Source organism: Aequorivita soesokkakensis (assembly GCF_001641085.1).
Classification (GTDB): Bacteria; Bacteroidota; Bacteroidia; order Flavobacteriales; family Flavobacteriaceae; genus Aequorivita; species Aequorivita soesokkakensis.
On record NZ_LXIE01000001.1, the window covers coordinates 109971 to 132468 of the forward strand.

The 22498-nt window shown below is 38.5% G+C and carries 17 protein-coding genes and 3 tRNA genes; 8 read left to right on the forward strand and 12 right to left on the reverse strand.

The annotated features are described in order from the left end of the window. Positions 1-41: 41 nt before the first annotated feature. The 7 genes from A7A78_RS00540 to A7A78_RS00570 are packed head-to-tail and all read right to left on the reverse strand — an operon-like array spanning position 42 to position 8217. Entirely contained in the window at positions 42-2960 is a 2919-nt protein-coding gene (locus A7A78_RS00540; RefSeq protein WP_068760196.1) for a serine hydrolase domain-containing protein, read from the reverse strand. Positions 2961-2976: 16 nt separating this feature from the next. After that, positions 2977-3462: an ABC transporter ATPase gene (locus tag A7A78_RS00545; protein WP_068760198.1), complete on the reverse strand. Its 486-nt coding sequence runs from the start codon at positions 3460-3462 to the stop codon at positions 2977-2979. 3 nt (positions 3463-3465) lie between these two features. Beyond that, the gene (locus A7A78_RS00550) at positions 3466-4257 is read right to left on the reverse strand and encodes a (Fe-S)-binding protein (RefSeq protein ID WP_068760200.1); all 792 of its coding nucleotides are present in this window, start codon (positions 4255-4257) and stop codon (positions 3466-3468) included. A 60-nt stretch (positions 4258-4317) separates the two neighbouring features. Beyond that, a complete protein-coding gene (locus tag A7A78_RS00555; RefSeq protein ID WP_068760879.1) occupies positions 4318-4752 on the reverse strand; it encodes an LNS2 domain-containing protein in 435 nt (144 codons plus the stop codon). Positions 4753-4782: 30 nt separating this feature from the next. Continuing rightward, complete coding sequence (locus tag A7A78_RS00560) at positions 4783-6087, reverse strand: 4Fe-4S dicluster domain-containing protein (RefSeq protein ID WP_068760202.1); 1305 nt, start codon at positions 6085-6087, stop codon at positions 4783-4785. A 3-nt stretch (positions 6088-6090) separates the two neighbouring features. Next, positions 6091-7041 carry an MlaD family protein gene (locus A7A78_RS00565; RefSeq protein ID WP_068760204.1) on the reverse strand — a complete coding sequence of 317 codons (951 nt, stop codon included), beginning with the start codon at positions 7039-7041 and terminating at the stop codon, positions 6091-6093. Between the two features lie 54 nt (positions 7042-7095). Beyond that, on the reverse strand, positions 7096-8217 hold the full coding sequence (locus A7A78_RS00570; RefSeq protein ID WP_068760205.1) for an N-acetylmuramoyl-L-alanine amidase family protein: 1122 nt from the start codon (positions 8215-8217) through the stop codon (positions 7096-7098). Between the two features lie 79 nt (positions 8218-8296). Here A7A78_RS00570 and A7A78_RS00575 point away from each other — a divergent pair, with 79 nt between their 5' ends. Together A7A78_RS00575 and A7A78_RS00580 are read left to right on the forward strand one after the other, a co-directional pair. Continuing rightward, the gene (locus tag A7A78_RS00575; RefSeq protein WP_068760207.1) at positions 8297-11056 is read left to right on the forward strand and encodes a putative LPS assembly protein LptD; all 2760 of its coding nucleotides are present in this window, start codon (positions 8297-8299) and stop codon (positions 11054-11056) included. A gap of 78 nt (positions 11057-11134) precedes the next feature. After that, positions 11135-11515 carry a RidA family protein gene (locus A7A78_RS00580; RefSeq protein ID WP_068760208.1) on the forward strand — a complete coding sequence of 127 codons (381 nt, stop codon included), beginning with the start codon at positions 11135-11137 and terminating at the stop codon, positions 11513-11515. A 25-nt stretch (positions 11516-11540) separates the two neighbouring features. On the opposite strand, the gene A7A78_RS00585 is transcribed toward A7A78_RS00580, so the two are convergent. Further along, entirely contained in the window at positions 11541-15866 is a 4326-nt protein-coding gene (locus tag A7A78_RS00585) for a translocation/assembly module TamB domain-containing protein (RefSeq protein ID WP_242649235.1), read from the reverse strand. A gap of 163 nt (positions 15867-16029) precedes the next feature. Between A7A78_RS00585 and tsaD the strand changes: the two genes are divergently transcribed. The 3 genes from tsaD to A7A78_RS00600 are packed head-to-tail and all read left to right on the forward strand — an operon-like array spanning position 16030 to position 18100. Beyond that, complete coding sequence (tsaD, locus tag A7A78_RS00590) at positions 16030-17052, forward strand: tRNA (adenosine(37)-N6)-threonylcarbamoyltransferase complex transferase subunit TsaD (protein WP_068760212.1); 1023 nt, start codon at positions 16030-16032, stop codon at positions 17050-17052. Positions 17053-17056: 4 nt separating this feature from the next. Then, entirely contained in the window at positions 17057-17389 is a 333-nt protein-coding gene (locus A7A78_RS00595) for a TfoX/Sxy family protein (protein ID WP_068760214.1), read from the forward strand. Continuing rightward, positions 17390-18100 (forward strand): 16S rRNA (uracil(1498)-N(3))-methyltransferase, encoded by a 711-nt coding sequence (locus A7A78_RS00600; RefSeq protein ID WP_068760216.1) that lies wholly within the window; start codon positions 17390-17392, stop codon positions 18098-18100. 78 nt (positions 18101-18178) lie between these two features. On the opposite strand, the gene A7A78_RS00605 is transcribed toward A7A78_RS00600, so the two are convergent. Next, positions 18179-18955 carry a DUF1223 domain-containing protein gene (locus A7A78_RS00605; RefSeq protein WP_068760218.1) on the reverse strand — a complete coding sequence of 259 codons (777 nt, stop codon included), beginning with the start codon at positions 18953-18955 and terminating at the stop codon, positions 18179-18181. Between the two features lie 108 nt (positions 18956-19063). On the opposite strand from A7A78_RS00605, the gene A7A78_RS00610 reads away from it, so the two are divergent. The 3 genes from A7A78_RS00610 (at position 19064) to A7A78_RS00620 (ending at position 22054) form a co-directional block, all read left to right on the forward strand. Continuing rightward, positions 19064-19708 carry a DUF4159 domain-containing protein gene (locus A7A78_RS00610; RefSeq protein WP_068760220.1) on the forward strand — a complete coding sequence of 215 codons (645 nt, stop codon included), beginning with the start codon at positions 19064-19066 and terminating at the stop codon, positions 19706-19708. Between the two features lie 78 nt (positions 19709-19786). After that, positions 19787-20881, forward strand: coding sequence for an AI-2E family transporter (locus tag A7A78_RS00615; RefSeq protein ID WP_068760222.1), 1095 nt, complete (start codon positions 19787-19789; stop codon positions 20879-20881). Positions 20882-20884: 3 nt separating this feature from the next. Continuing rightward, positions 20885-22054, forward strand: a complete 1170-nt coding sequence (locus tag A7A78_RS00620; RefSeq protein ID WP_068760224.1) for a THUMP-like domain-containing protein — start codon at positions 20885-20887, stop codon at positions 22052-22054. A 41-nt stretch (positions 22055-22095) separates the two neighbouring features. Here the strand turns inward: A7A78_RS00620 and A7A78_RS00625 are convergent. The 3 genes from A7A78_RS00625 to A7A78_RS00635 all read right to left on the reverse strand — a co-directional run bounded on the left by A7A78_RS00625 (position 22096) and on the right by A7A78_RS00635 (position 22426). Further along, positions 22096-22169: transfer RNA gene (locus A7A78_RS00625), tRNA-Arg, on the reverse strand. Positions 22170-22209: 40 nt separating this feature from the next. Beyond that, positions 22210-22284, reverse strand: a tRNA-Pro gene (locus A7A78_RS00630). Between the two features lie 58 nt (positions 22285-22342). After that, a tRNA-Ser gene (locus A7A78_RS00635) sits at positions 22343-22426 on the reverse strand. Positions 22427-22498: the final 72 nt, after the last annotated feature.

A 22498-nucleotide genomic window follows, 5' to 3' on the forward strand; every position in this document is an offset into this window, starting at 1 on the left:
TTGTAGGTTTCAAGTTTCAAGTTTTCTGAAAAAATTTAAAGCTAATAATCTATGGCTTCATAAATCGCTTCCTGGATTTTACTTCGCAAATCAGTCTGTATCAATTTTCGGTTTTCTGAATCGGGAAATGTTCTGTTTGATAAAAATACGTAAACAATTTCCTGTTCGGGGTCTGCCCAGGCAAAAGTTCCCGTAAAACCACTGTGTCCAAAACTGGTCATTGACACACAACCACAGGTTGGTCCTGAGGTTCCCAGTTGGGGTTTGTCAAAACCAACGCCACGCCTCACGTTTTTATCGCAATAATAACAGGTATTGAAAAGCGCCATGGTCTCAGGTTTAAAATATCGTTTTCCACCATAAAACCCTTCCCATAAATACATTTGCATAATTTTGGCAATATCGTTACTATTACTGAACAAACCCGCATGACCACTCACTCCGCCAAGCATTGCAGCCCCTTGGTCGTGAACATAGCCCTGAACTTTCTGTTTTCTGAAAATATCATCCTGTTCCGTTGGTGGAATATTGTCTTTTGAAAATTTTTCCAAAGGATGGTAGCCAGTATAATTGGCTCCCAAGGATTCATAAATATTTTCTTGTACTATCATTTCCAATGGCTTACCGTATTTTCGCTCAAAGTACTGTTTCAAAATATAATACGGAAGATCGCTGTATTTGTATTCCAATTTTGGATTCAAATCGCTTTCGCGGATATCTTTGTAGATAGTGTCCATATAATCCCTGCGCATATATAGGTTTTCAGCCACCTGCACGTTGAAATCCTTTCCCGGAATATCTGAATAGTATTTTGAGGAAATACCCGTTTTTTCATCATTAAAAGTGTGACGGTAAAACGGAATCCAAGCTTTTAATCTGGCATAATGCGAAAGCATTTGTTTTAAAGTGATATTTGCCTTGTTTGAATTTTTATACTCCGGAAGCATTTCAGAAAGCTTTGTGTCAAGGCTCAATTCTTCCTTATCCACCAGCTGCATAATCAAAGGCAGACTTGCTAGAATTTTCGTCAGTGAAGCAAGATCGTAAACATTGGAATCGCTAACTGCTATTTTTTTGTCGTATTCGTGGTAACCAAAATCCTTTTGATAAATGATCTTTCCTTTTCGGGCTACCAGAATCTGGGCTCCGGGATACATTCCTTCTCTAATTCCCAAATTGGCAAGTGAGTCTATTTTTTTGAGCTTATAACTATTCACGCCAACACTTTCTGGAGTTCCGTATTGAAGTCGTTTTAAGGATTTCGTTTTTAAACTACTGCTTAAAGGGAAATCTTCTCCCAAGGAAACGGGTAATTTCCCTTTGGCTTCGCGTGCGCCAAAAATTAATTGTGCCGACAATTGCTGCGAAACTTTACTGTTTTGATAAGACATAATAACGCCTTCAAAATTGGCCGTTGTTTTCAAATCCAGCATTGCATAAGGCCGCGCAAAAACATCAAGTATCACAGTATTGGTTCGGGCAATTTCATAAAGCCAAACCAGTTCATTTTCAGAAAACTCAAACTTCTTCCAAGGATTGTCGTTGCTTTTGTGAAAACCGATGATTACGTAATTGTATTCTTTCAATTTCTGAATATAGTCGTCCAAACTATTTGCCTTTACCCAGTTTACGTTGCCATATTTCTTCAGTTCATTCAAAAAATCTTCCCCGGAATCGTCTCCAAAATTTACGTAAGCTATTTTTTTCTTTTGAAGGTCTTTAATGGGAAGAATAGCTCGATCGTTTTTAATCACTGTCAAAGCGTTATCCATCGCCTCTTCGTAAAGTGCATCATCATTCACCGAATTCAAATCTTCAACTAAATATGCAGTTTTTATAGGTTTGTAGTGGTTTAAACCAACTTTATATTTTGCATAAAGAATTTTCTTTACGGAATATGCCAATCGCTTTTCAGTAATTAAGCCTTCGTTAAACGAATTAATAAGAAATTCCATCGCTTTGGGAACATCTTCAGAAATCAAAAGGACGTCATTTCCAGCAAGAAACGCAGCCAATTCGATTTCGCCCGGCTTTTTGAAATTTGAAGCACCTTTCATATTAAGCGCATCCGTAAAAATAAGTCCGTTAAAACCCAATTCGGTTTTTAATAGATCCGTTACAACTTTTGCGGAAAGTGATGATGGATAATTAGCTTGGTCTTCCAAGGCAGGAACGTTCAAATGTGCTATCATCACACTGTTGAGGCCTTCGTTTATCAATCTTTTATAGGGATATAGTTCCAAAGTGTCCAATCGTTCACGTGAAAAATCGACCGTCGGTAAGGTTTTGTGGCTGTCCATATCGGTATCGCCATGGCCGGGAAAATGTTTTGCGCTTCCCATAATTCCTGCGCCCTGCATCCCTTTCATAAAAGCGAGGGCTTTTTCGGTAACATTGTCCCTATCTTCCCCAAAGGAACGGTTTCCAATTATTGGATTTTTCGGATTTGTATTTATGTCAACAACCGGTGCAAAGTTTATGTGAACGCCCAATCGTTTGGATTGCTCACCAATTCTACGGCCAACTTTTTCAATAATTTTATTGTCCGTAATAGCGCCCAAAGTCATATTCCAAGGAAAAGCATAGGTTGAATCAAGGCGCATTGCCAACCCCCATTCTGCATCCATCCCGATCATTAAAGGAACTTTGGCTAAGGACTGAAATTCGTTATTTAATTTGGCTTGGCGCACTGGCCCACCTTTTGAAAAGATAACGCCACCCAAATGGTAATTGGTAATTAAATCTTTTATTTTATCGGTTTTTTCTTTTGGATCGCTACTGAAAATATCAGCCATAAAAAGTTGGCCCATTTTTTCTTCCAAAGTCATAGCATCATAAATACTATCGACCCATTTTTTTTGGTTTTGAAAATCGTTTTTAACGATCAATGGGTTTTTATCCTGGGAAAAGGCCGTAAAAGACAGGGTAACAAATAGGAATGCAAGCAATAATTTCTTCATAATATTAAAGTCCATTTTATGATAAAAATCTATTGTGCCAACTTTCTGTAGCGGGAACTTCCCAGTTTTCAAGATATTCTGCTTTTGTATTTACTAGATTGTTAAAGACGACGGTATTTTTTGAAACAGATTTGTCCTTCGCCATTTTTCTGAAATCTGCCAAAGGTTTGTAAGCAATATAATCGCCAGAATAGAATGTAACGTTCATTTTATCGAGCAAATCCACATCAAATTTTTTTTGAAGGGATTGGATAAAATGGACCGAAGCATCAATGCTACAGCCCGAAGCCGAAGCATTTGCCTGATTCAACCCCAAAACTATAAAACGATTGTATTTTATTTCAAGTCCCGCTTCAAGTTCAGCGCCGTGGGCGGTCCATTTGGTCAGGAAATCTTCAGATAATTGTGTAATTTCAGCAACTTCATCGTCGCTTAGTTTTCTATTGGCCTGATAAATCCAAATTCTGGAATCATCGGGCAGGTTTTTAAAATCTGTCAACATTATTTATAAATCTTCAGCATTTGCAATCATTTCAGCAATGTCCAAAACCTGAACATTGTCTTCAGCGTGTTTAGCCTTAACGCCATCGGTCATCATGGTATTGCAAAACGGACAAGCCGCAGCAATAATTTTTGGCGCAGTTTCCAAAGCTTCTTCGGTGCGCTCTACATTTATATCCTTTTTTCCCGCTTCGGGTTCCTTGAACATTTGCGCTCCACCGGCACCGCAGCAAAGTCCGCGGGTTTTGCAACGTTTCATTTCTACCAATTCCACTTCCAGTTTTTGAAGCAGTTCGCGAGGCGCTTCATATTCGCCATTGGCTCTTCCCAAATAGCAAGGATCGTGGAATGTGATTCGCTTTCCTTTGAATTTTCCACCTTCCACTTTTAAGCGACCTTCTTCCATCAAGGATTTTAGGAATTGGGTGTGGTGCATTATTTCGTAATTGCCGCCAAGGCCGGGATATTCGTTTTTTATGGTGTTGAAACAATGCGGACAGGCGGTAACTATTTTCTTTACTTCATACCCGTTTAGCACTTCAATATTGCCCATTGCCTGCATTTGGAAAAGGAATTCATTTCCGGCTCTTTTTGCTGGATCTCCGGTACAACTTTCCTCTGTCCCCAAAACGGCGAAATCTATGTTTGCCTTGTTTAGTATTTTCACAAAGGCTTTGGTTATTTTTTTTGCTCGGTCGTCAAAACTCCCTGCACAACCCACCCAAAAAAGTATTTCGGGTTGTTTGCCTTGGGCCATATATTCAGCCATTGTTGGGACTTTTATTTGTTCGCTCATTTCTTTAAGTTAAAAGTTTAAAGTTCCAAGTATAAAGTTTAGAACTTTGGAGTTTTTCGATTAATCTTCAAATACTTCAATGGTTACTTCCTTTTCTACCAAATCTGTAAATCTACCTTTATAACGTGTTGCTCTCACCAAATGGTTATCTACCCAATGATAGTTGCCGCCACGTGGTTTTCCCATCAACATGCTGTGATATTTAAAACCGTGTTTGTTTAGCCAAGTTTCGGTTACTTCGCGATGCGCTTCAGTACGCGAGGTGAAAAAGCAAATAATGTGGCCTTCTTCATACCATTTATTCAAAGTTTTTAAAGCATCGGGAAACGGTAAACAAGTTGCCATACGTTCCGGTTCTTCATTGGGAATATCTTCGGTAATTGTTCCGTCTATATCAATCAAGTAGTTTTTTATTCCTTCGGGAAGAATTGGGCTTACGTGTTCGCCTTTTTCTACTTTCTCGTGCAGCAATTTTTCTACTTCTTCTTTCTTCATTTCATTAATCATTTTTTCACAGTGAGTGAATTAATTTTCATCTTTCCAATTCAATCTATCCATTTGGTTATACGGCCAAGGCGCACCATTGTTTTCAATATTTGTCATTGCCCCGTTCAATTCCATTGGCGCAGCAGATTGCTCCATTACCAAATATTGGCGCATATCCATAATAATACTCAAGGGATCGATGCTCACCGGGCAAGCTTCAACACAAGCGTTGCAGGTTGTACACGCCCAAAGTTCTTCGCGGGTAATATAATCATCCAGCAGTTGTTTGCCATCGGGTTTAAACTCTCCATTTTTATTGATGTTCTTCCCAACTTCTTCCAAACGGTCACGGGTGTCCATCATTATTTTTCGGGGAGAAAGTTTTTTACCGGTAATATTTGCGGGACATTCACTAGTGCAGCGGCCACATTCTGTACAGGTATATGCGTTCAATAATTGAATTTGGTTTAAATCCATCACATCGCTTGCGCCAAATTTTGCGGGAGCTTCGGTTGCTCCTTCTGCGGGTGCTGCAAATGGATCTACATTTGGATCCATCATCATTTTTACTTCTGCGGTAACGGAATCCAAATTTTTGAATTTCCCTTTTGGAACTACTTTTCCTAAGTAAACATTTGGAAAGGCCAAAATAATATGAAGGTGTTTTGAAAAGTATAAATAATTTAGAAATACCAATATTCCCAAAATATGCAGCCACCATGCGGTGCGTTCAATTATATGCTGCGTTGATTCTGGCGTGCCATTGAAAAAACCGGCAATGTGTTTTGAAATAATGTTGCCATTATTCATTTCCTGAAAATGGAGGTCCGTGGCGTTCATTAAAAGGAAAAGCGCCATTAAAACCATTTCAAAATAGAGAATGAAGTTTCCATCATTCTTTGGCCAGCCTTTCATTTCCGGTTTCCAAAAACGCTGCAATTTTAGAACGTTTCTTCGTAACCAAAATAGTACAACGGAAACAAAGACGAGTAACGCCAATATTTCAAAGGAAGCTATTAAAAACCCGTAAAATCCTCCCAAGGAAGAAAAGATGCGGTGTGTTCCAAAAATACCGTCTATAATTATTTCGAGTACTTCAATGTTGATGATTATAAAACCTAAATAAACAATAATGTGAAGTAAACCGGGAATGGGCCGAACCACCATTTTTGATTGCCCCAGCGCAATTCGGAAAACGTTGCTCCACCTTTGGCTTATATTATCAGAAGCATCAACCTTTTGGCCCAACTTGATGTTGCGGATTATCTTTCGGATGTTAAGGGTAAAATACCCGATACCCGCCGCAAGGGCGATGCAAAAAAGTATATTCGGAATGTACTGCATGGTTTATTGGTCTGGGTTGTCCGGCTCTACGTATTCTTTCTGTTTTTTTCCAAATACAGAGATGTTAACATATCGTTTTGGGTTCAGTTTTACGTCTTGCAGAAGTTGTTCAAGCTGCCTTGAAGCACCTTCTAAATTTTCGTACAGTTGTTCGTCTTTTAAAAGTTTTCCTATGGAACCTTCACCATTATCTACGCCAGACACGATCTTATCCATCTTGTCAACCACATTTTGCAGATCTGTTACCAATTTTCCAGTTTCCAGTTGCGCCAAGGAATCTGTAAGCTGCGAAAGATTGCCTGCGGTTTTATCCAAATTGGTAAATGTATTATCCAGTTTTCCTGTATTGTTGGCAAGAATATGATTCAGGTTTTCAGAGACCCCGGAGAAGGAATTGAGGGTTTTATTAAGATTTGCGATTGCTTCTTTCAAATTTTTTCTGGTGTCTTCATCAACAATTGCAGTATAACTTAATAATAGGGTATCAACGGTTGCGAGGGTATTGTTCACTTTTTTCTCCAAAGGGCCAAGGGCTTTTGTAACCGCGGTAAGCATTCCATCTTCTGTTTCCCCGCGAAGGGTGTCTCCGCTCTTGGCTAAATTATTCGCATCATATTCTGGGAATATTCCCAAGGATTTACCGCCTATAAGTCCTGTGCTGTATATTCTAACAACACTATTTTTCGAAAAATCAAAATCTTCCTCAACGGTAAATTTTACAACAAGTCCTCCTTTTTCATTGGCAAAACTGATGTCTTGCACCTTTCCTACGGTTAAACCGTTAATGGTTACGGGAGCCGCTTTTGCCAAGCCTTCCACGTTTTGATATTTTACGTAGAATTCCCGGTTTTTGTCAAGCAGGTTGGTTCCTTTTAAAAAACTGTAGCCAAAAATCAATAATAATATGGCGCCAATGGCGAGAATTCCGGTTTTAACTTCTTTCGATAGTCTCAAGATTGTAATTTTAGATTTTGAACAAATTTAAGTGATAAATATAAAGAAAGCCCTTTAATTGGCTTTCGATTTTAACACTTCTGGTAGATTAACTTTTTTTCCTTTTTTAAAAGCGACAACATATGCAGAGGGATACCCTTTTTGTTGTACAAAGGTTTTCATAACCTGAATTTTATTGTAATCTGAAGTTTCCCCGTAATAATATTTAAATAATCCATTTTCCTTTTCACGAGTTACTTCTTTCAGTCCCTTAAAGTTACTTGGCTTGGGATCCAGTTTTTTACCGCTGGCTGCCAATTGCACTTTAAAGGTAACGCCTTCATATATATCTTCTTTTGTGGTTTCAATAACTTTATCTACCTGAATTTGTTCAATCTCGGGGTCTTTTATTTTTTCATTGGCAACGGAAAGACTGCTTATATATGTTTTGATAGCATTCCCTATTTCGCGCGCCATTTCAATCTGTCCCTTTGCGGAATTTAGATACGCCCCTTCATTTTTATTGGTAAGAAAACCCGTTTCAATCAAAACACTGGGCATATAGGTATTGTGAAGCACCCAAAACCCCGCTTGCTTAACACTTCGGTCATTTTGCTTTAAATTATTCACAATATTGTTTTGCACCAAACTTGCCAAAAGAATGCTTTGGTCTAAATATTCTTCTTGCATCAATACCATCCCAATCAATGATTCTGGGGCATTTGGATCAAAACCACCGTATTTTTCCTGATAATTATCTTCCAAATAAATCACTTCGTTTTCCTTTTTGGCAACCTCAAAGTTAGCCTGGCTTTTATGAAGACCGAGCACAAAGGTTTCTGTTCCATACGCTTGGCTTTTATGTGCATTACAGTGCACAGAGACAAAAAGATCTGCATCTGCCCTATTTGCAATTGCAGCACGCTCGCGCAATTCAATAAAAACATTTGTTTTGCGCGTGTAGATTACTTTTACGTTTGGAAGTTTTTCAAGCTCGGCACCTACTTTCAATACAATGCTCAGCGCTATTTCAGATTCTTTATAGCCATTGCCAATATTCCCCGTATCGTGACCTCCGTGACCCGCATCCAACACCACAACAAAGGGTTTTATAGGGTTTTCAGCTGCAGAAGCAGTGAAGAAAAAAAATGAAATACTTATAATTAATACGAAAGAAGAAAGAAATTTCGTTTGCATATACCTGTTAACGATTAATAAAATTTGATATTTTAAAAAAATGATTTAAAAAAACGTACCCGAAAAAATATGTTTATTTTTGACCGTTTCAAATACTGAGCCAAATCTACAAAATAATAGCATCGTAGCATTGCAGACCAACAGGCATTACTTAACAATCTTCTTAACATTCCTGCTTCTTGGCAGTGCAGTTTTGCATGCGCAGGACATTCCGCCAAAAAACGAAGCCAATATCCCGAAAACCACTAAAGACGATACAATTTCGGTAAACCTGAAACCAATTATTGGCGAAATAAGCGAACAGGCCCAAGATACCGTTAAAACCGATTCCGTAAAGCCTCCCAAAGAAACCTTGAGCAATGTTGTGGACTATTATGGGGAAGATTACGTCTTTTTGGACAGAAAGGAAAACAAGGTGTATATGTACAACAAAGCATATATAATCTATGAAGATATGCGCATTGATGCGGGAATGATTATCCTCGACTACAATAAAAACGAAGTATATGCCAAAGGAATTGACAGTGCAGGCGTTTATAGCCAACGCCCCGTATTTGTGCAAGGGCAAAATCGTGTGGAACCCGATTCCATCAGGCATAATTTTGAAACTGAAAAAACGCTTGTTTTTAATAGCCGAACAGAACAAAATGGCATTAGTACAATTGCTGAAGTAACAAAAAAAATAAACGATTCCGTAATCTATCTTCGGAATGTGAAGTTTACCACCTCAAAAAATATTGACGATCCCGAATATTATTTTTACACCCGAAAGGCAAAATTTGTCCCAGGAAAGAAAGTAGTTACGGGGCTCACCAATATGTATATTGCAGATGTGCCTACGCCTGTTGGGCTGCCCTTCGCCTTTTTTCCTTTAACTGCAGATCGCACTTCCGGCTTTATTATTCCTACGTTTGGACAAAACAACAATCGAGGTTTCTTCTTTCAGAATGGGGGGTATTATTTTGCCATCAATGATTATTTGGATTTTAGCTTGCTGGGCGATTATTACACCAATGGAAGCTATGCGCTACGCGGGGAAACCAGTTATGCACTACGGTATAAGTTCAAGGGAAATTTAAGTGCGCGTTATGAAAGCCTTGTAAACAGCGAACGTGGTTTTCCAGATTTTAGCGAGAGCAGTATTTACAATATACGTTGGACGCATTCCCAAGACACAAAAAGCAGCCCAAGTTCACGTTTTTCGGCTTCGGTGAATATTGGTAGCAGTAAATATTTTACGCAGTCCATTAGTCAAACCAACAATGCGAGTGCGCTTGTAAACACTTTGAGCTCCTCTATTTCCTATTCAAAAACTTTTGAAGGGGAACCGCAGGTAAATCTTTCCGTTGCCGCAACCCATTCGCAGAATACGCAGACGGAACAAATTTCAATGTCTTTGCCAAACCTGAACACAAGTGTTTCGAGAATTTATCCATTCGCCCCCAAAGATGGTATAAAAAAGGGCATTATTGAAAACATAAACTTTCAATACGATCTTACTGCCGAAAACCGAATCCAGACCACGGATTCGCTTTTCTTTAAATCTGAAATGTTCAATACCGCACAGATTGGCGCGCAGCACAGTATTCCTGTTACAACAAACTTCAAGATTCTTAAGTATTTAAGTGCTTCCATGGGAACCAATTACCGCGAAACCTGGGTTTTGAAAAGCACCCGACAGCGTTACGACGAAACCGCAAATAATGGTTTGGGCGGTATCGTTAAAGACACTGTTTCCGGCTTTGAAAGCTACCGAACCTATAATTTTTCAACCAGTTTGGGAACCACGGTTTACGGTCTTTTCAATTTTGGAACGGACAAGAAAATACAGGCCATCCGCCACGTAATGCGTCCTTCCATTGGGTATAACATCAATCCTGCTTTTGATAGGTATTATGATGAATTTATTGTGCCGGCCACTGCAGGTGAAGCTGCCCAAGTTGTGCAATACTCCCGTTTTGAGAATACCCTATACGGGGCACCAAGCAAAGTGTATTCCAGCAGCATCGGGATGTCACTTAGCAATACTTTTGAAGCAAAAATCAGGGATCGCGATACCACCGCTTTGGAACCCAAAAAAGTTACGTTGCTAAATAACCTTAACTTTTCTACGGCTTATAATCTTGCTGGCGATTCATTGCAATGGAGCCCTTTGCAGTTTTCGGGAAGCATCCCCATTATTCCCAAGTTGGATTTCAACTTCAGCGGTACCTTAGATCCCTATGCACTTGACAACAATAACCAAAAGATAGATGTTTTCAATATAAACAATGGCGGAAGTCTTTTCAGGCTTACCAATGCCAATGTGAGCATCAATTATTCCTTCTCCAGTAAAGATTTTGAAACAAAAACAAAAGATACTGATAGAATAGAAAACGAAACTTTTAGGAATGGCGGACGACCCGATGACCTTTTTGGGGAAGCCGCAGACATTTATGACGGTCAAATTTATAAAGAAGGAGATGACGATGTAGATAAAACCAATATTGAATGGTACAATTACAACATCCCCTGGGATGTACGTTTTGCCTACACCATAACTTACGGCAACAATCAACGGCAGAGCGAAATTTCCAGCCAATCGTTTATGATGAGCACCAATATGGAACTGGCACCTCGTTGGACGGTGGGCGTTTCCTCGGGTTATGATTTTAAAAATAAGGGGGTTACCTTAACACAGTTCCGTTTCCAGCGCGATCTGGAAAGCTGGCAAATGAGTTTTAACTGGACGCCCATTGGAAGCATCAATACCGCTTGGTATTTCTTTATTGGGATAAAATCATCTGTGCTTAGTGATATTAAATACGATAAACGGAGGGAGAGCGATAAACGCTTGTAGCTTTTATATTTTGGGGTTTATAGTTTTTAGTTAAACCAAAACCACAAACTATAATCCATAAACTTTAAATAAAAAATTATGAAAAAAATAATCACCACTCCCCACGCGCCTGCACCAATCGGGCCTTACAATCAAGCTGTACTTAACGGAAATATGCTCTACACTTCTGGGCAGATTGCCATTGATCCCAGAACAGGAAACTTGGTTACGGACGATATTAAAACTGAAACCAAACTCGTGATGGAAAACCTAAAAGCCATCCTTACGGAAGCGGGAATGACGTTTGAAAATGTACTTAAAAGCACTATTTTTATTAGCGATATGCACAACTTCGCAGCAATTAATGAAGTGTACGCAAGTTACTTTAACGAAGCCACTGCTCCGGCCCGCGAAACTGTTGAAGTTGCAAACTTGCCTAAGTTTGTTAATGTGGAGATTTCTGTGGTTGCTTCGCTTTAATTCAATAGTTATAGCTTAGCTCCATTTACTCTCCTTCCTCTTCCACTTTAGTACCCTGTGGTTTAAAATCTACCGGAGCACTATTGTCATCCGGTGTTACGGGCAGTTCTTCTTCAGTTTCCACTTTCTTGTTGAAGAGTTTTCTGTAAAGCTCCTGAAAGGTATTGAAATCCACCGAATACGAAATTCCCGTACCCTGTTCAAAAATTTGGTCTTCGCCAATAAATTGTAAATCTGCCTGACGGTTAAAGAATTTCATCCGTAGACTTCCGTCTTCATTTATGAGCCATTGCACTTCCACATCACCAGCCACGGCATTGTCGTTGGCACCACCCACGGGCACACCTACTTTTCCATTGATAATAATACGATCACTAATTTGTGTGGAAAGTGTAATCCCAAAACGATCTGCAGTTTCTTGATTTGGTGTTCTATTACCTACTTCATAATCCAAACCAACACGGAACTTGCCGTCCTGGTTCGCAAAAAGACTGCTCACAAGTGAAGAAACCCTATCGGCCACAGTTCCCGCAAAGGCGTTGGAGCCTGCATAATTATCATTTACAAAAGAATTGGACGCCAGCAAGAAAAGCGCTTGATTCTGCATCTGTTCCTGATTTTGCAGTTTATACTGTAACTCGCTTTTTAAAGTGGAACTAACCCTTGGGAAATCTATGCTAAAAGAGAGCTCGGGTTGTTCCAGTTGGCCTTCAAGGCCAACATACACTTCTACAGGTATTTTAGTATTAGCAGAAGGATTGTCCAATAAAACAGATGGATTAGCTTGTGTTCTATATACTGCGCTTAGGTTTAGATTTGCCTTTTCAGGTGCGCCGTCCCAAGTAATATTTCCTCCGGGAACAACATCTATTGTTCGTTGTATAATTCCACCGTATCTAAAATCATATTGCCCTTCATAAACTTGAAAATCGCCATACATCTGGAATTTTCCGTTGGTGTTTATTTCGATAAGTAGAATTCCAGCCCCACGGCCTTTTAATGTGGAATTATTTACTTTGTCCACCACTACTTCTACTTCTGCATTTTTGTTGATGTCCAGATCAAAATTAAGGGACAATCCTTTCACATCTTCAGAAACTATGGTTTCTCCATTAATACGCGCTTCTTTTTCCTCAGGCGAAAGAAAATGCACAAACGAATCGTCACTAATAGATTCCGTATCGCTTATTGGTATCTTGAAGGTTGTACCCTCTTCCGTTGTTGCATTTACATCTATCACAAGCTCGTCAATGGGGCCCCTGATTTTTGCGTCGCCGCTAATAAATGCAGTTCCGTAATAAAGTGCGTCTTCATCAGGCGGCGTATCTAAAACCAACAGTCTTTCCGGAGCATCTATATTCAAGTTCAGCTCCCAATTGCCAAAATTGGTGTGCGTAGCGTTTCCGGAGAGCAGTCCTTCGGTTTTGTATTTGGTATCGGTAATATTTGTATAACCTATTTGGAACTTATTTTTGGTAACAATAATCTGTGCGTTGTTTTCAATATCGAAATCCGTGTTTAAATACGGAATTTTCAACCCGCTGTTTTCCAAAGAAAAGCGCCCTAAAATATCCGGCGATTTGTAACTGCCGGAAACTTTTGCATTTCCGGAAATCAACCCGCGAATGTTGGTAATTACATCCCCGCCAAACGGACTGAAAGCTTGCATATTGAACTGGTTTAAATCCACATTCATCTGTATTTGCGGGTTTCGGGGTGAAACATCAATCTCACCCACGGCGTTTATTGATTTCACATCATTGTTTGTGAGCGAAGTGTTTATGCGGTATTTGGTAAGATCTTCATTCCCGTCAATCTTCAAACTTAAATCCCCAAAAGGAATTTCATTGATGTTAACGTCATCAATAGTTACGGTACTATTTGGGTAATATGCGCCATTTTTCTGAAGAAAATCAAATTTTCCATTCATGTTTCCTTTAAGGCGTAAACTGTCAATTTCTGGGGTTATGTCGCCAATATTGACATCTTTAAAGCGAACTTTTAAATCCTTGTAAGTAGAATCCCGAAGAACCCCAGCCATTTGTATCAGTTGTTCTTCGTGACTTAAAACCAAGGAATCAATACGGATTTCGGTAAAATTATCATCAAAAACAACTTTGTTCAAGCGGTTGTTGTTTTCATTTAAATACCAAACCTTGCCTTTATAGGTTATATCAGACTTTTTAACGCCAATAACAGATTTTCCCGCAGGGTTGATGGTGTGATAAAGTGAAAGATTAAAAAGATCCTCTTTTTTGGTACCACCCGCAAATTCCGAACGCACATACATAGTATCGTTCAAGGTTTTGTTGATGATGTTTAAATCTTTGATGTTATAAAATCCCGTGTAAACAGAATCGGCAGCTATATATGTGTTATATAAAGGGTTATCATTATCTACCTGAATGTTCAATTTACCTATGTAATTATCAAAAAGCAAAATTTCCGGCGAACGGAAATCGAGTTTAAACTTTGATTCATCCGAAGAAACAGAACCTTTTACCTGCGTATTATCCCCCAGTTTTAATTGGGGCACGAAGACGTCAACAATTTTATTATAAACAACAAATTCGTAATCAATATATTGATTCGTTGTGACCTCCTGCGGAATATAATTCGCATAAATACTGGCAATTCCATTCTGGAAAAGGTTGGGAATATCTTCAATTAAAAACTCCCCGGAAATCTTTCCGTTTATTATATCTGGTGAATTTATTTCAATAGTGCGAACTTTTCCCTCAAAAGAGGAAGTAATGGTGAAATCATCAAAATAGTAATAGTCTCGTTCGTTTTGGTAAAAAGTTTGGGCGAAATTGATTGTGCCAACAACATCGTCAATGGTTTTTCCCTCCATATCAACCACCACTTTTCCCGTAAAGACGGAAATGCTATCACGCTTTATTAAATTCAGTTTGTTCAAATCTGAATATTCAATATCTGCCTCGAAATCAAGCTGGTTTGTCTCTGCCGAAGCATCAATCAAACCTTTAAATTGCAACTTCAAGTTTGGGTCGTCAATGGAAAGTTCCCCGTTAAAAAGAGGATTTTTCAGATTCCCGGAAACCACAATATTTTGATAATTATAATCTTCAAAATAAAAAGAAGATACGGTACCCGAAACCTCTGTATTTACAGTGTTTTTGCTGAAACCACGCCCATCAAAATCCAGATCGGCGGTCATTTTTCCCAAGGAAGTGGTGTTGGCAATTTTTCCTAAATTAAAGTCTTTCAGAACAACATTTCCTTTATAATAGGCATTGTCAATATTATTGATATTGCCCATTTTAAGATCAACATTGGCCTGCCCTATTCCGCTTCGTAAATTGCTTTTTGTATTAAGTTCACTGCCAATTATTGAAGTATTTCCGCTGAGATTGAAGGCGCCCAATTCTTTCAATTCCACAGGAACAACATCACCCAAAACTTTGGGCATAAAACGTCTTAGATCGAAATAATTGGTAGAAATATTATGGTTGGTTGCAGTAATGGCGTATTCTTTTTCGGAATCCAAAATATTTTCAAAAGAATAATCTCCTTCAATATTTGTATCTCCCGTTTGAAATTTAAGATTGTTTGCAGTAAAATTATTTAAAGTTCCCTTAAACTCCGTATCGAGTAAAATCATTTGGTCGGGGCCAAATTCATTATAAAACGCATTCAAATCATTTGTTGCTATTTTTGAATCCTTCAAATTGGCAATGATCACAACGTCATTTACAAAATTCGCCATTCCATTTTTGGAATAGTCCAAATCAATTTCACCAACAATTTTAGATTCTTCTGTTTCAAGATTTAAATCTTTAAGCGTAATATTTGTAGCGGTATAAGCAAAATCAGCTTGCATATCCTTAATTGTGATTCCGCGTGCGGCAATTAATGAAAGGGATTTTATGTTTGCCTTTACATCTGTGTCTTCAATTTTAAAATTATCGGCAACAACATTTACGCTGTTCAAAATAAAAACATCAGGATTTTCAAGGTTTTCGTCAGTAATCTTTATTTTACTATTGGTCAAGCTCACGTCATTACTGAAAAGTGAAAAAGGCGAAGTACTTGGTTTGCCGGTATCAAACTTTTTTGCGAAAATGGAAAGATTATCGGTTTCTTCACCTTTATAGGTTTTAACGTAAAGCTTGGCGCGGTCCAAGGCAATATTTCCAAAACCCAAATCGCCTTGAATTAAATTTTGAAAGCTGATAATATTAGTTTGAACTTCCTTACTATAAATTAAAGTATCTTGATGATGGTCGGCAATATAAACCTCACGTATATCAACTTCTCCCTTCCAGTTAAGGCCTAAGCGTTTAATATTGATATCGGTGCCGTAAGTTTCGTTAAGGTTTGTAGTCACTTTATTGGCGACCCAAGTTTGCACTGCGGGAATGGAAAAAATAATCACTATAAGCACGAGCAGCAATACAATGATTACGAAGGTGCGAACTATTATTTTCCGAAGTTTTTTGATACGCTTTTAAAGTTTTAATTTTATACCCAATAAATATACCTCTTTTGCTTTGACACAAAAAAATTGTTATATCCTCGGCATTGAATCTTCCTGTGATGACACTGCTGCTGCCGTAATCAACAACGGCGAAATACTCAGCAATGTTGTTGCTACTCAGGCAATTCACGAACAATATGGCGGTGTGGTTCCCGAACTTGCTTCGCGTGCGCACCAACAAAATATTGTACCCGTTGTGCACCAGGCTTTACAAAAAGCAAATATCGATAAAAATCAGTTATCAGCCATTGCTTTTACACGCGGACCTGGCTTGATGGGTTCGTTGCTCGTAGGCACCTCATTTTCAAAATCTTTGGCCTTGGGTTTGGGCATTCCGCTGATAGATGTGAACCACATGCAGGCACATATTTTGGCGCATTTTATTAAAGCTGAAGGACAGAATGCACCTAACTTTCCATTTTTGGCGATGACAATCAGTGGTGGCCACACACAGATTGTGAAAGTGACGGATTATTTTGAAATGGAAATAATTGGTCAAACTATTGACGATGCCGTAGGCGAAGCGTTTGATAAAAGTGCGAAAATACTTGGGCTACCCTACCCCGGTGGTCCGCTGGTTGACAAATATGCACAACAAGGAAACCCAAAAGCGTTCAAATTTCCGAAGCCAAAAGTTGGTCCGATGGATTTCAGTTTTAGCGGCTTGAAAACTTCAGTACTCTATTTTGTAGAAAAAGAAGTAGCACAAAACCCTGATTTTATTTCCGAAAATATTGAAGACATCTGCGCAAGCCTTCAGTTTACCATTGTTGATTATTTGATGGACAAGCTGAAAAATGCTGTGAAAAAAACTGGTATAAAGGAAATAGCCATTGGCGGTGGCGTTTCAGCAAATAGCGGTATTCGCAATGCTTTAAAAGAAGCTGAAACAAAATACGGTTGGAAAACGCATATTCCCAAATTTGAGTTTTGTACAGATAATGCGGCAATGATTGCCATTGTGGGCGAGTTGAAATATAAAACTCAAAATTTTGCTGAAAATAATGTTGTAGCTTCGGCACGTATGAAGTTTTAAGAATATGAATCCCAATTCCGAAGAAATATTAAAACGCATTAGAATTGCACTCCAACCTTGGAAAAAGGATATTGAGGAAAAGCGAATGTTTGGTGGCACTTGTTTTCTTTTTAAAGGAAAAATGTGCGTGGGCGAAACCAAGGAACGGCTTATGGTTCGCGTGCCGCGCGAAAAAATGGAAGAAGTACTGACCAATCCATTTGTTGGCCCAATGAATTTTACGGGCAAACCGATGAAGGAATTCATTTTTGTAACAAAACAAGGTTTTGATACAGAGGAAAAATTACAGCAATGGGCCGAAATAGGCGTTGCACACGCAAAAACAAAACTGAAATAAATGCAGCTTTTTTACAATCCAAACATTTCAAAATTAGAAAAAGAAGTAACTTTTGACAAAGAGGAAAGCCGCCATATTGTAAAGGTTTTACGGATGAAGGACGGTGATACTTTTAAAATAACAAATGGTAAAGGTTCTTTCTTTTCTGCGGAAATGATTAATGCGAATCCAAAGGGCTGTTTGGTGAAAATTCTTTCGGAAGAAATGCAGCAACCCCTTCCCTATCAGCTTCATTTGGCAGTTGCGCCCACAAAGCTCAACGATCGCTATGAATGGTTTTTGGAAAAAGCCACAGAGATCGGCATTTCAGAAATAACCCCGATAATCTGCGACCACAGCGAACGAAAAACAATAAAACCCGAACGTTACGAAAAAATCCTTCAAAGTGCGATGAAACAATCGTTGAAGGCATATTTGCCAATTTTGAACGAAGCCGTTTCGTATAAAGATTTTATAAATTCTGAAAAGAATTCCGAAGGTTTAAAGTGTATTGCACATTGTGAAGAAACTGATAAAAAATCCTTGAAATCTGTTTTGAAACCTAATCAGAAAATCACCATTCTAATCGGTCCCGAAGGCGATTTTTCTTCCGAAGAAATTGAACTTGCAAAAGCAAATGGCTTTATTCCCGTCACTTTGGGTGAAAGCCGTTTGCGCACGGAAACTGCAGCAGTTGTGGCTTGTCATAGTGTTGCATTCGTAAACGAATAAATAAACCCAACAGATTTCAATTTTTGGGAAAAACCTTCAAAATTGGAGGATAAATCTGTTGGGTTTCAAAGGAACCGATTATATTTTTTCCTGCGCAGCAGCAGTAATATCAAAATTTTGGGATTGGATAAATCCAATCAAAGTGAGCGAATCTCCATTTTCAACCAACTCTGGGATTTTTATAATTCCGCTTCCGGAGGTTTTATTCAGGGAAATTTCTATTTGTTCAACCACAATATTCACGCTGGAAAGCTTACGTCCACTGTTTTCGCCGCGTTTCACATTTGTTTCCTTTTTTTCGATAGCCAAAGCAATTTTTAAATTTTTTCCGGCAACATTTCCTTCCACTTTATAATTAAATTCTATTTGGTTGTCCATCTTTTTCAATTCAGAAATTTCTAAGGTATTTTCAGAATCCATCCCTAAATATTTTGATAAATAACTGTTCATTTTTGCTTCACTGGAACCCACAAAATGAACCCCTCCATTTACAATAGCCTGTGGAGTGTAAACGCTGGAGCTCCCAAATTTACTGCTGTAGCTGTATTGCAAGTCTGAAAATTCCTTTTTACTGAAAACATCTTTCCAGCCCAAACGGTTCCAATAATCTACATGATAGGAAAGCACGAAAACATTTTTTCCTTCATATTCCTTTTCCACTTTTTCCAAAAGTAAATCAGCACTTGGACAGCTACTGCATCCTTGTGAAGTAAAAAGTTGAACAATGGCAAAGGGTTTGTTTTCAGGTGTGATTGTAGTTTTGGTTGTTATTTCCGAAGATTTATTAGGTTCTTTATTGAAAGAACACATTCCTAAAATAACTGGGAAAATAAGCAAAGACGCTAAAAATTTCATAGTAATATTTTAAACTTTGTCCGTACGTTCCCAAAAAACTTACATACCGAGTATTTTCAAAAATTGTTTTTTACATTTATTCTTCCTGAATTAGTACTTTTGAAAACTATGCGCTTAAAACTCTTTTCAATTTTCTTTTTTGTTTTTATTGGAAGCCTTTCAGCCCAAGAAATCGCGCTTTTGCAATACGGCGGCGGTGGCGATTGGTATGCAAATCCAACTTCACTTCCCAATTTGGCCAAATTCTGCAATGAGCATATTGATACTTCCCTAAAGGAAAAAACGCAAACGGTTACGCCCGGAAGTGTGGATATTTTTGATTATCCCTTTGTGCATATGACGGGCCACGGAAATGTTTATTTTTCTGCTGAAGAAGCTGAAAACCTAAGAAATTACTTGATGAGCGGTGGCTTTCTCCATATTGATGACAACTACGGGATTGACCAATATATTCGAAAAGAAATCGTAAAAATATTTCCAAATAAGGAATTAAAAGAGCTTCCAGCCAATTTCCCGATGTTCAGTTATTTTTACAAATTTCCACAGGGAATGCCCAAAATACACGAGCACGACGGCGGACGACCACAAGCGTTTGGCATTTTTGTGGAAGACAGATTGGTTTTACTTTACACTTTTGAAACCGATCTTGGTGACGGTTGGGAAAACCCTGAAGTACACAACGATCCGCAGGATGTTAGGCTGAAAGCACTGCAAATGGGAGCCAATATCATAAAATACGTTTTTGAGAATTGACTTCACCCAAAACCCCGCATCCAACACCCTTAACAAAACTTTGATTTTTTCTACAAAGGAATATAGTATATTTACTTTGTGAAAGCCACTGCAAATGCAATAACTATAGGAATACTTAGAGCACTCGCTGTAATAGCGGGTATTTTTATTTTGTTATGGTTTCTTTTCGATATCCAAGCCCTTATTCTCTACATTGGTCTTGCGCTTGTACTGTCATTGGTTGGACGACCCGTTGTTTTGTTTTTAAGACGTCGGTTGAGACTGGGCAATACGTTCGCCTCTGTAGTTACGCTCCTTTTAATTATGGGGACTTTCGGTTTGTTGTTGAGCATTTTTGTTCCAATTATTATTGAACAGGGGAAACATATTTCCCAAATTGATTTTGAGCAGGTTAAGCGCGATTTAAACGAACTGAATGTACAAGCCAGTGATTATCTTGGTGTGGACCATTTTCAGCTGGTTGAAGCTATAAAACGCACCTCATATGTTCAAAATCTGGATGTGGAAATAATCCCCAGTTTTATAGATATTTTCTTTGGAAACATTGGCAGCACCATTGTTGGTCTTTTCTCTGTTTTGTTTATTTCCTTTTTCCTTCTCAAAGACGAGTACCTAATAGCCCGTTCTGTGCTGGCGTTTTCAAAAAGGGGTGATGAAGAAAAATTCAAAAGAATATTGATAAAAGTAAAGGAATTGCTTTCCAGATATTTTATTGGGCTTTTGTTCCAGATTTCTATACTGGCGCTTTTTTATTCGGTTTTATTGCTCTTTTTGGACATTAAGGATGCCGTTGCCGTTGCAATAATTTGCGCTTTTTTAAATATAGTTCCCTATTTGGGCCCATTAATTGGTTGGATTTTGATGCTTTTAGTAATTGTTTCAAATAATTTGGGAGCCGATTTCTCATCGGGACTTTTGCCACCTTTACTTTGGGCTTCCGGGTATTATGCCTTGGCCCAATTATTTGATAATTTAATTTCCCAGCCCGTTATTTTCGGTCATAGTGTACGCTCCCATCCCTTAGAGATTTTTATTGTAATCTTAATCGGTGGTTTTGTTTTTGGCATTCCGGGAATGATACTTGCCGTGCCTACTTACACTACTTTAAAAGTTATAGCGAAGGAATTTCTTTCAGAATATAAAGTGGTGCAGCGTCTCACCAAAAACATGTAGCCATTGCTCAACAAAGCGCTATTAAATAAAGAAGTTCAGAAATTCATTCAAAACTTTGAAGGGGAAGTTTCCAAATTGGCCTTTGCAGGAAGCCCGTTTGAAAATGTTTCGGTGCAAGAGTTGATGCAGCAAATTGAAAGCAGAAAAAAGGCTGAAAAAAAACTGCCACACTGGTTTGAAACCCAAAATATTCTTTTTCCACCCAAATTAAATCTTGAGCAGACTTCTTCCAAAATAACAGCTGAATACAAAGCTTCGTTATTAAAAGGTGAAAATCTTGCAGATATAACGGGAGGTTTCGGAATTGACAGTTTTTTCTTTTCTGAAAAAATTGCCACGGTGCATCATTTTGAAATAAATCCTGCGCTTTCAGAAATAGCTGCGCATAATTTTAAAGTTTTCGGGAAAGAAAATATAAAATGTTTTTCCGAAGATGGATTACAGGCAGTTTTAGCCAAAAAATACAATGTAATTTATGCCGATCCTTCCCGTCGCCACGATTGCAAAGGAAAAGTGTTTTTTTTGAAAGACTGCCAGCCAAACATTCCTGAAAATATTTCAGAAATAATGGCACAGTGTGACCAATTTCTTTTGAAGACATCTCCAATGCTCGACATTTCAGTTGGCTTGAATGAACTGCAAAATGTTTCAGAAATTCATATAGTTGCGATTGATAATGAAGTGAAGGAACTTCTTTGGCTGTTAAAAAAAGATACTTCCGAAGCACTAAAAATAAAAACGATAAATTTTATAAAATCGGGCGCCGAAACTTTTGATTTTGATTGGAACGAAGCAGCAACCGCCAATTTCAGTTTGCCTCAAAAATATCTTTTTGAACCAAACGCTGCCATTTTAAAAAGCGGGGCTTTCGACTTAATTTCCGAAAAACTGAAAGTAAACAAACTTCACAAAAACACACATCTTTACACAAGTGAAACCTTAGTTGATTTCCCGGGGAGAAGTTTTTTAATTGAAAAAGCAGTTCTTTATTCCAAAAGCGAAATGCGGGCTACGCTAACTTTCAAAAAAGCAAATATTGCAACCCGGAATTTCCCTGAATCTGTTGAGACACTTCGAAAAAAATGGAAAATAGCGGATGGTGGAGATGTATATTTGTTTTTTGAAACCAATCTAGAGGACAAAAAACAAATGTTGATTTGTTTTAAAGTTTAATTTCCAAAAACAAAAAATCCCCAAAAGATGGGGATTTAAAGTGATCGCGACAGGATTCGAACCTGTGACCGTCTGCTTAGAAGGCAGATGCTCTATCCAGCTGAGCTACGCGACCATTGATAAACAAAAAAACCGAACAGTGTGTCCGGTTTTTGTCGGGGTGGCAGGATTCGAACCTGCGGCCTCCTGCTCCCAAAGCAGGCGCGATAACCGGGCTACGCTACACCCCGTGAACAGCAATTAATATTGTTCACTGTAATTTTGGAGTTTTGTTTAAACTCTATAATGCGGAGAGACAGGGACTCGAACCCTGGCGACGGTTACCCGTCGACAGATTAGCAATCTGCTCCGTTACCACTCCGGCACCTCTCCAGTTTTTTATGAACGTGTCATCCTAAAATGCGGTTGCAAATGTAACTTTATAAATGCTATAACGCAACAAAA